Here is a 14224-nt window from a genome sequence, read left to right on the forward strand (position 1 = left end):
CCACAGCTGTGCACGGGCCCCCGGGCGTAGGCTCGGACTCAGGTACGACAGCAACGACTACGTGCAAAGAGGGTCTCTGATGGAGCTCGGTCTCGTCGGTCTCGGCAAGATGGGCGGCAACATGCGCGAGCGCATTCGCCGCGCCGGCCACACCGTCATCGGATACGACCGCAACCCCGACCTGGCCGATGTGGGCAGCCTCAAGGAGCTTGTGGACAGGCTCGAAGGCCCGCGGGTGGTCTGGGTCATGGTCCCGGCCGGCGCCGCCACCCAGTCGACGATCGACGAGCTGGCCGAGCTGCTCTCGCCCGGCGACCTCGTCGTGGACGGCGGCAACTCCCGCTGGACCGAGGACGAGAAGCACGCCGAGGAGCTGGCCGCCAAGGGCATCGGCTTCGTGGACTGCGGCGTCTCCGGCGGCGTCTGGGGCCTGGAGAACGGCTACGCGCTGATGTACGGCGGCGACAAGGAGAACGTCGCCAAGGTGCAGCCGATCTTCGACGCCCTCAAGCCCGAGGGCGAGTTCGGCTCCGTGCACGCCGGCAAGGTGGGCGCGGGCCACTTCGCGAAGATGGTCCACAACGGCATCGAGTACGCGATGATGCAGGCGTACGCCGAGGGCTGGGAGCTGCTGGAGAAGGTCGACTCCGTCACCGACGTGCGCGAGGTCTTCCGGTCCTGGCAGGAGGGCACGGTCATCCGTTCCTGGCTGCTGGACCTCGCGGTCAACGCCCTCGACGAGGACGAGCACCTGGACAAGCTGCGCGGGTACGCCCAGGACTCCGGCGAGGGCCGCTGGACGGTCGAGGCCGCGATCGACAACGCCGTGCCGCTGCCGGCGATCACGGCGTCGCTCTTCGCCCGCTTCGCGTCCCGCCAGGACGACTCCCCGCAGATGAAGATGATCGCCGCGCTGCGCAACCAGTTCGGTGGCCACGCGGTCGAGAGCAAGAAGTAAGCACAACCAGCTGGAGCAGCCGGGGGAGGTCGGCGCGTAGCCATGCACGTATCGCACCTGTCGCTTGCCGACTTCCGCTCGTACGCCCGGGTCGAGGTCCCGCTCGACCCGGGCGTCACGGCGTTCGTGGGGCCCAACGGGCAGGGCAAGACGAATCTGGTCGAGGCGGTGGGGTATCTCGCCACGCTCGGCAGCCACCGGGTCTCCTCGGACGCGCCGCTGGTGCGGATGGGCGCGGACCGCGCGATCGTCCGGGCCGCCGTCGTCCAGGGCGAGCGGCAGCAGCTGGTGGAGCTGGAGCTCAATCCCGGCAAGGCGAACCGCGCCAGGATCAACAGATCGTCGCAGGTCAGACCGCGTGACGTGCTGGGGATCGTGCGGACGGTGCTGTTCGCGCCGGAGGACCTGGCGCTGGTCAAGGGCGACCCCGGCGAGCGACGGCGCTTCCTCGACGAGCTGATCACCGCCCGCTCGCCCCGGATGGCCGGGGTCCGCTCGGACTACGACCGCGTCCTCAAGCAGCGCAACACCCTGCTGAAGACGGCGGCGCTGGCCCGCCGGCACGGTGGGCGGAGGGGGGCACCTCCCGCGGGAGCGGATGCGAGCGTGGGGGCGGATCTGTCGACGCTGGACGTGTGGGACCAGCATCTGGCCCGCGCCGGAGCCGAACTCCTCGCCCAGCGGCTCGACCTGATCGCCGTGCTGCGGCCGCTGGCGGACAAGGCGTACGAGCAGCTGGCGCCCGGCGGCGGGCCGCTGGGGCTGGAGTACCGCGGCTCCGCGGGCGAGGCGCCGGCCGCCGGGAACCGCGAGGAGCTGTACGGCGTGCTGCTGGCGGCGCTGGGCGAGGCCCGCCGGAACGAGATCGAGCGCGGGGTGACGCTGGTCGGGCCGCACCGGGACGATCTGCTGCTGAAGCTCGGTCAGCTGCCGGCGAAGGGCTACGCCAGCCACGGCGAGTCCTGGTCGTACGCGCTGGCGCTGCGGCTGGCCTCGTACGAGCTGCTGCGGGCGGAGGGCAACGAGCCGGTGCTGGTCCTCGACGACGTCTTCGCGGAGCTGGACAGCCGGCGCCGGGAGCGGCTGGCGGAGCTGGTGGCGCCGGGCGAGCAGGTCCTGGTGACGGCGGCCGTGGACGACGATGTGCCGGGAGTTCTGGCCGGAGCGCGGTACGCGGTCTCCGGCGGCACGGTGGAGAGGGTGGAGCGGTGACCGAACCGCAGCCGGAGCGGCCCAGGCCCCCGGAGCTGTCCGGCGTGGACCTGGCCCGACAGGCGCTGGTGGCCGCCAAGGAGCAGGCCCGCGCCCGGGGCGCCGCCGCGCAGCAGAAGAAGCAGGCCCGGCGCGGAGGGCTGCGCTCGGGCGCCCGGGCCGACGGCCGGGACCCGCTGCCGCTGGGCGCCGCGATCAACCGTCTGATCACCGAGCGCGGCTGGGAGACGCCGGCGGCGGTCGGCGGGGTGATGGGCCGCTGGCCGCAGATGGTCGGAGCCGAGGTGGCCCAGCACTGCGAGCCGCAGCGGTACGACGAGGACGCCCGCGTGCTGACGGTCCAGTGCGACTCGACGGCCTGGGCAACGCAGCTGCGGCTGCTGGCCCCGCAGCTGGTGGCCCGCCTCAACGCGGATCTGGGCCATGGCACGGTCAAGATGATCAAGGTGCTGGGGCCGGGCGGTCCGAGCCGCCGGTACGGCCAGCTGCGCGCACCGGGCAGCAAGGGCCCCGGCGACACCTACGGCTGAGCGCGGCGCGCGGCTGATCAACTCCTCCGATGGGGGCGGTGTTTCACGTGAAACACCGCCCCCATCGCGCTGTCGTGGCCGGTCACGGGTCGTTTCACGTGAAACAGCGCACGCTTGTACGGACCCTGTAAACCCGTGTGACGTATGAGACTCCGCTCATGGTCGCCGCCGGTTGACATCCCGAAGCGCTGAGTGCCCGTTTGAGCGTCCTGAGGCCCCGTCTCACATATGGGGAGTCGGCGGACGTCAGTTCAGGGCGGCACATGACGACTCAGGCGCCTGCAAACCCCCATGAGTGTCGGCGCTACCGGTAGACTGGTGGCAATCCCGCCCACTCGCGGAACAAGTCGAACGACGAGCCGCTCCCACCTGTCCTTCGCGGGGAGATCGCAACAGGTGCGGAAGGGCTCGTGCTGTGCCAGAAAGGGCGCTTCGTGGCCGACTCCGGCGACCTCAACGAGAACAACATGGCTTCTACCGAAGAGGGGGGTTCGGCCGGCGCCGTGGGCGACTCCTCGGCGGAGAAGTCGTACGACGCCAGCGCGATCACCGTCCTCGAGGGCCTGGACGCGGTCCGTAAGCGCCCTGGTATGTACATCGGCTCCACGGGCGAGCGCGGTCTGCACCACCTGGTGCAGGAGGTCGTCGACAACTCCGTCGACGAGGCGCTCGCCGGGCACGCCGACACCATCGAGGTGACGATCCTCGCCGACGGCGGGGTCCGGGTCGTGGACAACGGCCGCGGTATCCCCGTCGGCATCGTCCCGTCCGAGAACAAGCCGGCCGTCGAGGTCGTGCTGACGGTGCTGCACGCCGGCGGCAAGTTCGGCGGCGGCGGGTACGCGGTCTCCGGTGGTCTGCACGGCGTCGGTGTCTCCGTGGTGAACGCGCTGTCGACCCGGGTCGCGGTGGAGATCCGCACGGACGGCTACCGCTGGACCCAGGAGTACAAGCAGGGCGTGCCGACCGCCCCGCTGGCCAAGCACGAGGCCACCGACGAGTCCGGCACCTCGGTCACCTTCTGGGCCGACCCCGAGATCTTCGAGACCACCACCTACAGCTTCGAGACGCTGTCCCGGCGCTTCCAGGAGATGGCGTTCCTCAACAAGGGGCTGACCATCTCGCTCAAGGACGAGCGCCCGGACCACGTCGACGAGGACGGGCAGCCGCTCTCGGTGCGGTACCACTACGAGGGCGGCATCGTCGACTTCGTGAAGTACCTCAACTCCCGCAAGGGGGAGCTGGTCCACCCGACGGTCGTCTCGGTCGAGGCCGAGGACAAGGAGCGGCTGCTCTCCCTCGACCTCGCGATGCAGTGGAACACCCAGTACAGCGAGGGTGTCTACAGCTTCGCGAACATCATCCACACCCACGAGGGCGGCACCCACGAGGAGGGCTTCCGCGCCGCGCTGACGGGCCTGATCAACCGTTACGCCCGCGAGAAGAAGCTGCTGCGCGAGAAGGACGACAACCTCACCGGCGAGGACATCCGCGAGGGTCTGACTGCGATCATCTCGGTCAAGCTCTCCGAGCCGCAGTTCGAGGGCCAGACCAAGACCAAGCTGGGCAACACCGAGGTCAAGACCTTCGTCCAGAAGGTCGTCCACGAGCACCTCAACGACTGGCTGGACCGCAACCCCAACGAGGCCGCGGACATCGTCCGCAAGGGCATCCAGGCGGCCACCGCCCGGGTCGCGGCCCGCAAGGCGCGCGACCTGACCCGCCGCAAGGGCCTGCTGGAGACGGCGTCGCTGCCCGGCAAGCTGAGCGACTGCCAGTCCAACGACCCCACCAAGTGCGAGATCTTCATCGTCGAGGGTGACTCCGCCGGCGGCTCGGCCAAGTCCGGCCGTAACCCGGAGTACCAGGCGATCCTCCCGATCCGCGGCAAGATCCTCAACGTCGAGAAGGCCCGGGTCGACAAGATCCTGCAGAACAACGAGGTCCAGGCGTTGATCTCGGCCTTCGGCACCGGTGTGCACGAGGACTTCGACATCGAGAAGCTCCGCTACCACAAGATCATCTTGATGGCGGACGCCGACGTCGACGGCCAGCACATCAACACCCTGCTGCTGACCTTCCTCTTCCGCTTCATGCGCCCGCTGGTCGAGGCCGGCCACGTCTACCTCTCCCGCCCCCCGCTGTACAAGATCAAGTGGGGCCGGGACGACTTCGAGTACGCCTACTCCGACCCGGAGCGGGACGCGCTGATCGAGCGCGGCAAGCAGAACGGCAAGCGGATCCGCGAGGACTCCATCCAGCGGTTCAAGGGTCTCGGCGAGATGAACGCCGAGGAGCTGCGCGTGACGACCATGGACACCGACCACCGGGTGCTCGGCCAGGTCTCGCTGGACGACGCGGCCCGCGCGGACGACCTGTTCTCCGTCCTCATGGGCGAGGACGTCGAGGCGCGCCGCTCGTTCATCCAGCGCAACGCCAAGGACGTCCGCTTCCTCGACATCTGAGCCCTGTCGGCCCGCACAACAGCCGCAGCTCGAAAGGACTTTGAACCACCATGGCCGACGAGAACCCCCCTGTGACCCCGGACGGCGTGACCGCCGAGGGCGCGCCCGCCGCCATCGAAGGCGTCGGCATGCGCGTCGAGCCCGTCGGGCTCGAAACGGAGATGCAGCGCTCCTACCTCGACTACGCGATGTCCGTCATCGTCTCGCGTGCGCTGCCCGACGTCCGCGACGGCCTCAAGCCGGTGCACCGCCGTGTGCTCTACGCGATGTACGACGGCGGCTACCGCCCCGAGAAGGGCTTCTACAAGTGCGCCCGCGTCGTCGGCGACGTCATGGGCACGTACCACCCGCACGGTGACACCTCCATCTACGACGCGCTGGTCCGCCTGGCCCAGCCGTGGTCGATGCGGATGCCGCTGGTCGACTCCAACGGCAACTTCGGCTCCCCGGGCAACGACCCGGCGGCGGCCATGCGGTACACCGAGTGCAAGATGGCGCCGCTGTCGATGGAGATGCTCCGGGACATCGACGAGGAGACCGTCGACTTCCAGGACAACTACGACGGCCGCAACCAGGAGCCGACGGTCCTGCCGGCCCGCTTCCCCAACCTGCTGATCAACGGCTCGGCCGGCATCGCGGTCGGCATGGCCACCAACATCCCGCCGCACAACCTCCGCGAGGTCGCCGAGGGCGCGCAGTGGGCGCTGGCGCACCCCGAGGCGTCCAGCGAGGAGCTGCTGGACGCGCTGGTCGAGCGGATCAAGGGCCCCGACTTCCCCACCGGCGCGCTGGTGGTGGGCCGCAAGGGCATCGAGGAGGCATACCGCACCGGCCGCGGCTCCATCACGATGCGCGCGGTCGTCGAGGTCGAGGAGATCCAGAACCGCCAGTGCCTGGTGGTCACCGAACTCCCCTACCAGGTCAACCCGGACAACCTCGCGCAGAAGATCGCCGACCTGGTCAAGGACGGCAAGATCGGCGGCATCGCGGACGTCCGCGACGAGACCTCCTCGCGCACCGGCCAGCGGCTGGTCATCGTCCTCAAGCGGGACGCGGTCGCCAAGGTCGTCCTCAACAACCTCTACAAGCACACCGATCTGCAGACCAACTTCGGCGCGAACATGCTCGCGCTGGTCGACGGCGTGCCGCGCACCCTCTCCCTCGACGCCTTCATCCGCAACTGGGTCACGCACCAGGTCGAGGTCATCGTCCGCCGGACGAAGTTCCGGCTGCGCAAGGCCGAGGAGCGCGCCCACATCCTGCGCGGTCTGCTCAAGGCCCTGGACGCGATCGACGAGGTCATCGCGCTGATCCGGCGCAGCGAGACGGTCGAGGTGGCCCGCGAGGGCCTGATGGGCCTGCTGCGGATCGACGAGATCCAGGCCAACGCGATCCTGGAGATGCAGCTCCGCCGGCTGGCCGCCCTGGAGCGCCAGAAGATCACCGCCGAGCACGACGAGCTCCAGCGCAAGATCGACGAGTACAACGCGATCCTGGCCTCCCCGGAGCGCCAGCGCCAGATCATCAGCGAGGAACTGGCCGCGATCGTCGAGAAGTACGGCGACGACCGCCGCACCCAGCTGGTGCCCTTCGAGGGCGACATGTCCATCGAGGACCTGATCGCCGAGGAGGACATCGTCGTCACCGTCACCCGCGGCGGCTACATCAAGCGCACGAAGACGGACGACTACCGCGCCCAGAAGCGCGGCGGCAAGGGCGTGCGGGGCGCCAAGCTCAAGGAAGACGACATCGTCGACCACTTCTTCGTCTCCACCACCCACCACTGGCTGCTGTTCTTCACCAACAAGGGCCGGGTCTACCGCGCCAAGGCGTACGAGCTCCCCGACGCCGGACGCGACGCCCGCGGCCAGCACGTGGCCAACCTCCTGGCCTTCCAGCCGGACGAGCAGATCGCGCAGATCCTGGCGATCCGCGACTACGAGGCGGCGCCGTATCTGGTCCTCGCCACCAAGGCCGGCCTGGTCAAGAAGACCCCGCTCAAGGACTACGACTCGCCCCGCTCCGGCGGCGTGATCGCGATCAACCTGCGCGAGCAGCAGGACGGTTCCGACGACGAGCTGATCGGCGCCGAGCTGGTCTCGGAGACCGACGACCTGCTGCTGATCAGCAGGAAGGCGCAGTCGATCCGCTTCACCGCGACCGACGAGGCGCTGCGCCCGATGGGCCGGGCCACCTCCGGTGTGAAGGGCATGAGCTTCCGCGAGGGCGACGAACTCCTCTCGCTGAACGTCGTCCGGGCGGACACCTACGTCTTCACCGCGACCGACGGCGGCTACGCCAAGCGCACCGCGGTCGACGAGTACCGCGTCCAGGGCCGCGGCGGCCTCGGCATCAAGGCCGCCAAGATCGTCGAGGACCGGGGTTCGCTGGTCGGCGCGCTGATCGTCGAGGAGACCGACGAGATCCTCGCGATCACGCTCGGCGGTGGCGTGATCCGTACGCGGGTCAACGAGGTCCGGGAGACCGGCCGTGACACCATGGGCGTCCAACTGATCAACCTGGGCAAGCGGGATGCCGTCGTCGGCATCGCGCGGAACGCCGAGGCCGGCCGCGAGGCCGAGGAGGTCGACGGGCCCGACGTGCCCGAGGAGACCGGCGCGGCCGAGGAGTCCGGAGCCACCGCAGCCGAGGGTGAGCAGCCCGCGGCGGAGTAGCACGAGGAGTAGGTCGTGAGTGGAGCCACGGGCGCTGCGACGGGCGACGCGGGGGTCGATCAGGACTCCCCGGCGGAACCCGTCACCGAGAAGGAACGCAGCGCCCGTGGCTCCGTCGCGTCCGACGGCACCCGGGACGAGGGCGCCCATGAGGGGGGAACCGTGAGCAACACCCGACAGCCGCAACCCCAGCCCCAGCCGCAGGGAGGCGCACAGCAGCCCTACCAGCCGCCCCGGGCGTACCGCACGGACGGTGCGGGGCCGGCGGCCGCCCAGGCCGTGCGCAAGCCGCGTACGGGCGCGAGCACGGCCCCCCGGACGCGCAAGGCCCGGCTGCGGGTGGCGCGCACCGATCCGTGGTCGGTGATGAAGGTGAGCTTCCTGTTGTCCATCGCGCTGGGCATCTGCACGGTGGTGGCGGTGGCGGTGCTGTGGATGGTGATGGACGCGATGGGCGTGTTCTCCACCGTCGGCAAGACCATCAGCGAGGCGACCGGCTCCGCCGAGGGCGGCGGCTTCGATCTGCAGTCGTTCCTCTCGCTGCCGCGGGTGCTGCTGTTCACCTCGGTCATCGCGGTGATCGACGTGGTGCTGGCGACCGCGCTGGCCACCCTCGGCTCCTTCATCTACAACCTGTCGGCGGGCTTCGTCGGCGGTGTGGAGCTGACCCTCGCGGAGGACGAGTGAGCGCTCCGTGAGGGGCGGCGGCAGGGGCGTTCCCAGAGCTCCGGGAACCGATTTTGGGAACGCCTCTGAAGTGCGCTAATCTTTCGGTGCAGCGAACGAGCGGCTATAGCTCAGACGGTTAGAGCGCTTCCCTGATAAGGAAGAGGCCCCAGGTTCAAGTCCTGGTAGCCGCACCGCACAGTCGGCCCGGCCGGAGAATTCTCCGGCCGGGCCGATGTTTTTGCCGCCGCTCCGAGGACTTTCCAAGGACGGGGAACCGCCGCCGGTCGTGATTCGTTGTGAAGGGGCGGGAGTTGGGGCCTTCGGGCACCTCCGGACGGGGTGTTGCCGAGTACGGGCTAGATAACCGATCGGTATCGGCCGGTGTGTATCATCGGCCGACATAGGGTCCCCTACGTCAACGAAAGACGAGGTCGCGCGGTGAAGAAGCTTCTCCTGGTCGCACTGGCCGCCATCGGCGGGCTCCTCGTGTACCGCCAGATCCAGGCGGATCGCGCCGAGCAGGATCTGTGGACGGAGGCGACCGACTCCGTGCCCGCAGGTTCGGGTGTGTGAGACCACACGCACAGCACAGTTCGTATGGACCCCGGTTGCCCAAGGGCGGCCGGGGTTTCGTACGTACCGGGGGCGGGAAAGCGGCCCCCTGGGTTTGCTATCGCACATTGATGGGTTGCAGTGGCAAAGCTGCTGGCCGTGAAGTCGATGCCCGGGCGTGACCCGCGGACGCGAGGGGGACGAGACATGGCACGACCACCACGCACGGGGACGGTGGCGCTGGGGAAACGCCCCGCTCGGACGGCGTGGAGAGCGTGGAGAGCAGGGGGAAGGGCGTTGGCGGCCCTGGCCGCGGCGGTGCTCCCGGTCGCCGCGGCGCTCCCGGCCGTGGCGGCGCCGCGGGCGGCACCGGCCACCGGGGGCAGCGGACTGGTGACGGTCCTCGACTCCTCCGCCTCGATGGCCGGGAGCGACGGGTCCGGCGGCACGCGGATCGCCGCCGCCCGCAGGGCCGTCGGCTCCCTCGTCGACGCCCTGCCCGAGGGCTATCCCACCGGCCTGCGGGTCTACGGCGCGGACAAGCCCAAGGGCTGCGACGACACCCGGCTCGCCCGGCCCGTCGCCCCGCTGGACCGGGACGGCCTGAAGCGGGCCGTCGCGGGCGTGCGCCCCAAGGGCGACACCCCCATCGGGCTCTCCCTGACCAAGGCCGCCCAGGACCTCCCCAAGCCGGCGGCCGGCGGCGCCGGCAAGCGCACCATCGTGCTCGTCTCCGACGGCGAGGACACCTGCCGGACGCCGCAGAGCTGCCAGGTCGCCTCCCAACTCGCCGCGTCCGACACCGATCTGCACATCGACGTCGTCGGCTTCCAGGCGGCCGGCAGCGCCCGCTCCCAGCTGGAGTGCGTGGCCAAGTCCGGCAACGGCCAGTACTACGACGCCCCGGACGCCGGGTCGCTCGCCCGCCAGCTGCAGCGCGCCGGCCAACTCTCCGCGAACGGCTACCGGTTCCGGGGCACACCCGTCCACGGCACCGACGGCCGCCAGGGCGCCCCGGTCGTCACCCCCGGGCAGTACCTCGACAGCATCGGGCCCAACGAGAAGCGGTACTACGCCGTCGATCTCGACGCGGAGTCGGTGGGCGACTTCTCGGCAACCGTGGTGCCGCCGTCCGGCACGCCCGTCGACTACCGCGACACCCTGCGCACCCAGATCGCGTACGGCACGGACAGCAGCTGCGCCTCGTCCACCGCGCTGTTCGGCCAGCGCGAGGGCGCCACACCGCTGACCTCGGGCGTCAGCCGCATCCCGACCCGGAACGGCACCGGGACCTGCGACAAGGCGGGCCGGTACTGGCTGGTCGTCGAGCGCCACGCGGACACCGGCTCGGACGCCGCGCGCTGGCCGGTGGAGCTGACGTTTCACGTGGAACATCCGCTGGCGAAGGGCGTCACCCCCGCGCAGCCGTCGCCGCAGTACGGCGCCGGCGGCAAGGACGCCACGCTTCCCAGCACCCCGCCCAAGGCCGTCACCGGCGGCACCGGCTTCAACGATGCCAGTCCGCTGGGCCCGGGCGTCTGGCGCGACCAGATCCTCCCCGCGCAGACGCTCTGGTACAAGGTGCCGGTCGGCTGGGGCCAACAGCTCCGCTACGACGTGGAGTTCGCCGACGAACCGCGCGCGCACGGCGCCTCCCCCGTCTCGTTCGGCAGCACCCAGGTCTACACGCCGTACCGGGCACCGGTCGGCAGCGGCACCGGCGTCTTCAACCCCCAGGTGCCCTACACCGGGCGGTCGGCCAAGCTGAGCATGGGAACGGTGCCGGTCTCCTGGGCCAACCGCTACGAGACCCACCCCAACGTCATCCCCGTCCACGTCAACGGCGACTTCTACCTCGCGGTCTCGCTCGGCGCCCGCGCCGCCCAGATCGCGCAGAGCCCGCGGATCGGTGTGGTGCTGAGGGTCGCCGTCCTGGGCCGGGCGAAGGCCGGCCCGGAGGCCGGGGCCGCGGTCGCCAAGGGCCAGGCGCCGGGCGGCGGTTCGGGCCCCGACGCCACCGGTGCGGCGGGCAGCGGACACTGGTCCGGGCTCCGGGTCACCGGGGTCTCCGTGGGCGTGGTGGGCGTTCTGCTGCTGGCCGGGCTGGGCATGGCGTACGTCCTGCCCCGGCGGCGGCCGCGGCCGGGCCGTGCGGGCGGCGGGAGCGGCGCGGGGTGAGCGCGCGGGGCGGCCGCCCGGGAGCGCCGGGTCAGCCGGCGAACAGCGCCCACACCCCGATCGCGATGCACACCAGCGCCACGACGAGAACCGGAACGGCGACCTTCGGGGGCGGGCCGGGCCTCCGTACGGCCGCGGCCGGGGGCGGCACCGCCGGTACCCCGGCCCCGCCGGCCGGGCGCTGTCCGGTCAGCGGCGGCTGCCCGGTGGTGTACGGACGGGTCGCGGACGCCTCCGGCCGGGCCGCCGCCGTCGGCTCGTAGCGCGGCACCGGCGCGGGGGAGGGGGCGGCGGCCGGCGCCGGCGGCGGGGTGCGGGGCGGGGTGGTCGGCGGGGCCGGGACGGTGCCGCGCGGCGGAGTGGCCGGCGGCGGCGCGGCGGCCGGCGGAGCCGGAGGCGGCGGCGGGGTGCTCGGCGGCGGCGGGACGGACGGCTCCGGCGGCGCGAGGTGGAAGCTTCCGGTGGCCGACGGGGACGCGCCACCGCTCCTCCCGGGCCCGGGGCCGGTCACCGTGGTGCCGCCGGTGGTGTCCCCGCCCGGCGCGGGGCGCAGCGGCCCGTCCGGCCCGAACCCGGTCGGCAGCGGCCCGATGTGGTCGAAGACCTCGATGACCTCGTCCTCGAGCGTCGTCTCCGGCAGCAGCTCGGCCGCCGCCAGCAACGCCTTCCGCGCCCCCGTCGCGGTCCTGAAGCGGGCGTCCGGATCCGGGTGCAGCAGCGACGCCAGCACCTGCCACAGCGGATCCGGCACGTCCTCGGGCGCGTTCGGGATGCCGCCGCTGTCCATGAACCGCCGCACCAGCGCCTCGGTGTCCGGCTTGGCGCCGGTGAGCAGGCAGAGCGCGACCAGCCCGGCCGCGAACAGGTCCGCCGGGAAGTCGGGTTCGGCGCCCAGCATCTGCTCCGGCGCGAAGTAACCCGGCGTCCCCACCACGTAGTTGGCCTCGGTCAGCCGCGGCTCGCCCTTGCGCATCGCGATGCCGAAGTCGGACAGCCGCAGGTGCGGACGGCCGGTACCGGTGGCCTCCAGCAGGAGGTTCGCCGGTTTGATGTCCCGGTGCACCACGCCCTCGGCGTGCACCGCGGTCAGCCCGGCCAGCAGCTGGTCCATCAGCGTGCACACCATCCGCGGCGGCAACGGGCCGTAGTCGCCGATCAGATGGGCCAGCGAACCGCCGTGCACCAGGTCCATGGTGAACAGCACCTTGTCGTCGTCCGCGGCCCAGCTCGCCGGGGCCAGGACGTGCGGATGGTCGATCCGCAGCGCCTGCTCCCGGACGAAGCGCAACAGGGTGTGCGCGTCGCTCTGCTGGAGCACCTTGGCCGCCACATAGCGGCGGCGCCGCTGGTCCCAGGCGCGCCAGACGGCGCCCACCCCGCCCCGGCCGATCGGGTCCACGAGCTCGTACCGGCCGGCGAAGATCTCACCCATTGCGCCCCGTCCGCTGCTGGATCCCGACTCCCGCGGCCAACTCCCCGGCGGCCGCCCGCGCTTGCCCGGTCGACGGACTCACTCAGCTAGCCCTGGTGTGCCTCGTAGTGGGCGACCGCGTCGGCGGTACGGCCGGCACCGTAGACCCGGAGGAACTCGGCCAGTTCGGGATGGGTGGCGGAGAGGCTGTTCGCCGCGTCGATGATCTCGCCGGCGTCGGAGACCGACCGCAGCAGCGACTGGATCTCCCGCACCACCCGGCGCACGGTGGTGGCGCCCGTCGACGACGTGGTCTGGGCCGTGTTGTTCAGCACCGAACCGCCCGCCGTCTTCTTGATCTCCTCCATCCGGTCGGTGGCCTCGCCGGCGCTGACCCTGCCGTCCGCGACCTGACCTGCCAGCTCCTGGAGGGCCTGCACCCGCTGCACCACGGCCGGGTTGCCTATCTTCGCGCGCTGCCCGCTCATCAGCTGGGACAGCATCGGCGCGGACAGACCGAGCACCGCGGCCAGCCGGGCCTGGTTCAGCCCGAGGTCGTCGATGAGCCGGCGGAACAGCGCGCCCAGAGGTTCTCCGTACCAGCTGCGCTGGAGCTCCCGGGCCCGCGCGGTGGCTTCCTGCTGTGCTGCATCCATGCCGTCTCCCCTGTATCCCCGATCGCGCTTCGCTGCCGCGAATCTCGCGGAGCATCCTACGGAGAGCGACGGTGCGCGGCGATACCCGGTCGGGAAAGCACCCCGACACCGGGTACCCTGTTCGGCGAAGGGGCCTTAGCTCAGTTGGTAGAGCGCTGTCTTTGCATGGCAGATGTCAGGGGTTCGACTCCCCTAGGCTCCACCCTGTATGACCCCTCTGGCCTGCGGAAACGCTACCAGGGGGGTCTTTTTGTCCCCATTTTCCGTGCCGAAGCAAGCCCGCAGTGGCCTGTGGTTACAGGGCTTGGGGTGGCCTTCGCTCCCCCGCATGATCCCCTGGGAGCGAAGGGCTTTCTGGTTTCCTACTCGTTTGACACAGTGCGGGCATGTCTGAGGCGACGTACAGCATCGGTGAGGGGCCGGCGACTCGGGTCAGCCTGTCTCTGCCTGAGGGGACCGCGGAGGCGATCCGGGCGCGGGTCGGTAAGCGGGAGTTCTCCGCGTTCATTGCCGCGGCCGTCGAGCGGGAGCTGAGGGGGCAGGTGCTGGACGAGTACCTGGCCGACTTCGAGAGCCGCAACGGGCCGGTCTCCGGGCAGGCGCGGCAGCGGGCGAGGCAGGTGTTCCCGCACTGACAAGGCGCGGCTGGGCTGGCTGTTGTTCGGGCTTCGCGTGATCCCGGTGGGGGATGAGGAGGCAAAGGCGGCCTCAGCACTGCTGATGGGGGCAGGGCTGCGCGGCCACAAGTACGCCCTCGACGCCGCCGTGGCCGAGAGGGCGCTTCGGCAGCAGCGGCCTGTGGTCATGCTGACCTCGGACATCGACGACATGGCCAAGCTCTGCGGCGAAAGAGTCCGCCTCGTTTCTGTGTGACCAGCTCTGGTCGCGTGGGGTGAGTATGACATCCGGGTGGAGCTA

11 protein-coding genes, 2 tRNA genes and 1 pseudogene are annotated in these 14224 nt (G+C 71.0%); 12 read left to right on the top strand and 2 right to left on the bottom strand.

What is annotated here, in order from left to right; translation table 11 throughout:
* Positions 1-79: 79 nt before the first annotated feature.
* The 9 genes from gnd (at position 80) to ACRAS8_RS18040 (ending at position 11239) form a co-directional block, all read left to right on the top strand.
* A complete protein-coding gene (gene gnd / locus ACRAS8_RS18000; protein ID WP_438487058.1) occupies positions 80-958 on the top strand; it encodes a phosphogluconate dehydrogenase (NAD(+)-dependent, decarboxylating) in 879 nt (292 codons plus the stop codon).
* Between the two features lie 42 nt (positions 959-1000).
* On the top strand, positions 1001-2170 hold the full coding sequence (recF, locus tag ACRAS8_RS18005) for a DNA replication/repair protein RecF (RefSeq protein WP_438487059.1): 1170 nt from the start codon (positions 1001-1003) through the stop codon (positions 2168-2170).
* Positions 2167-2700: a DUF721 domain-containing protein gene (locus ACRAS8_RS18010; protein ID WP_438487060.1), complete on the top strand. Its 534-nt coding sequence runs from the start codon at positions 2167-2169 to the stop codon at positions 2698-2700. Before recF ends, ACRAS8_RS18010 begins: the two co-directional genes overlap by 4 nt.
* Before the next feature lie 410 nt (positions 2701-3110).
* Positions 3111-5165 (top strand): DNA topoisomerase (ATP-hydrolyzing) subunit B, encoded by a 2055-nt coding sequence (gyrB, locus tag ACRAS8_RS18015; protein ID WP_438487061.1) that lies wholly within the window; start codon positions 3111-3113, stop codon positions 5163-5165.
* 50 nt (positions 5166-5215) lie between these two features.
* Positions 5216-7840, top strand: a complete 2625-nt coding sequence (gene gyrA / locus ACRAS8_RS18020) for a DNA gyrase subunit A (RefSeq protein WP_438487062.1) — start codon at positions 5216-5218, stop codon at positions 7838-7840.
* Between the two features lie 15 nt (positions 7841-7855).
* Positions 7856-8527, top strand: a complete 672-nt coding sequence (locus ACRAS8_RS18025; RefSeq protein ID WP_438487063.1) for a DUF3566 domain-containing protein — start codon at positions 7856-7858, stop codon at positions 8525-8527.
* A gap of 99 nt (positions 8528-8626) precedes the next feature.
* A tRNA-Ile gene (locus ACRAS8_RS18030) sits at positions 8627-8700 on the top strand.
* 247 nt (positions 8701-8947) lie between these two features.
* The gene (locus ACRAS8_RS18035) at positions 8948-9082 is read left to right on the top strand and encodes a DLW-39 family protein (RefSeq protein ID WP_003958712.1); all 135 of its coding nucleotides are present in this window, start codon (positions 8948-8950) and stop codon (positions 9080-9082) included.
* A 276-nt stretch (positions 9083-9358) separates the two neighbouring features.
* On the top strand, positions 9359-11239 hold the full coding sequence (locus ACRAS8_RS18040) for a vWA domain-containing protein (protein ID WP_438487064.1): 1881 nt from the start codon (positions 9359-9361) through the stop codon (positions 11237-11239).
* A 31-nt stretch (positions 11240-11270) separates the two neighbouring features.
* Here the strand turns inward: ACRAS8_RS18040 and ACRAS8_RS18045 are convergent, their stop codons facing one another.
* Together ACRAS8_RS18045 and ACRAS8_RS18050 are read right to left on the bottom strand one after the other, a co-directional pair.
* Positions 11271-12671, bottom strand: a complete 1401-nt coding sequence (locus tag ACRAS8_RS18045) for a serine/threonine-protein kinase (protein WP_438487065.1) — start codon at positions 12669-12671, stop codon at positions 11271-11273.
* An 86-nt stretch (positions 12672-12757) separates the two neighbouring features.
* Positions 12758-13306, bottom strand: a complete 549-nt coding sequence (locus ACRAS8_RS18050; protein WP_438487066.1) for a helix-turn-helix domain-containing protein — start codon at positions 13304-13306, stop codon at positions 12758-12760.
* Positions 13307-13435: 129 nt separating this feature from the next.
* Between ACRAS8_RS18050 and ACRAS8_RS18055 the strand changes: the two genes are divergently transcribed.
* The 3 genes and pseudogenes from ACRAS8_RS18055 to ACRAS8_RS18065 all read left to right on the top strand — a co-directional run.
* Positions 13436-13508, top strand: a tRNA-Ala gene (locus ACRAS8_RS18055).
* A gap of 184 nt (positions 13509-13692) precedes the next feature.
* Complete coding sequence (locus tag ACRAS8_RS18060) at positions 13693-13941, top strand: hypothetical protein (protein WP_438487067.1); 249 nt, start codon at positions 13693-13695, stop codon at positions 13939-13941.
* Positions 13931-14179 (top strand): annotated as a pseudogene (locus ACRAS8_RS18065) (DNA-binding protein); the annotation flags it as partial. The gene ACRAS8_RS18060 and the pseudogene ACRAS8_RS18065, both read left to right, overlap by 11 nt.
* Positions 14180-14224: the final 45 nt, after the last annotated feature.

Origin of the sequence: Streptomyces sp. S186 (genome assembly GCF_051603415.1) — a bacterium.
GTDB lineage: Bacteria > Actinomycetota > Actinomycetes > Streptomycetales > Streptomycetaceae > Streptomyces.

Excerpts from the sequence above, each read along its gene's own strand:
- ACRAS8_RS18060 (WP_438487067.1), top strand. The coding sequence starts at position 13,693 with ATGTCTGAGGCGACGTACAGCATCGGTGAGGGGCCGGCGACTCGGGTC.
- recF (WP_438487059.1), top strand. The coding sequence starts at position 1,001 with ATGCACGTATCGCACCTGTCGCTTGCCGACTTCCGCTCGTACGCCCGG.
- gyrA (WP_438487062.1), top strand. The coding sequence starts at position 5,216 with ATGGCCGACGAGAACCCCCCTGTGACCCCGGACGGCGTGACCGCCGAG.
- ACRAS8_RS18045 (WP_438487065.1), bottom strand. The coding sequence starts at position 12,671 with ATGGGTGAGATCTTCGCCGGCCGGTACGAGCTCGTGGACCCGATCGGC.
- ACRAS8_RS18050 (WP_438487066.1), bottom strand. The coding sequence starts at position 13,306 with ATGGATGCAGCACAGCAGGAAGCCACCGCGCGGGCCCGGGAGCTCCAG.
- gnd (WP_438487058.1), top strand. The coding sequence starts at position 80 with ATGGAGCTCGGTCTCGTCGGTCTCGGCAAGATGGGCGGCAACATGCGC.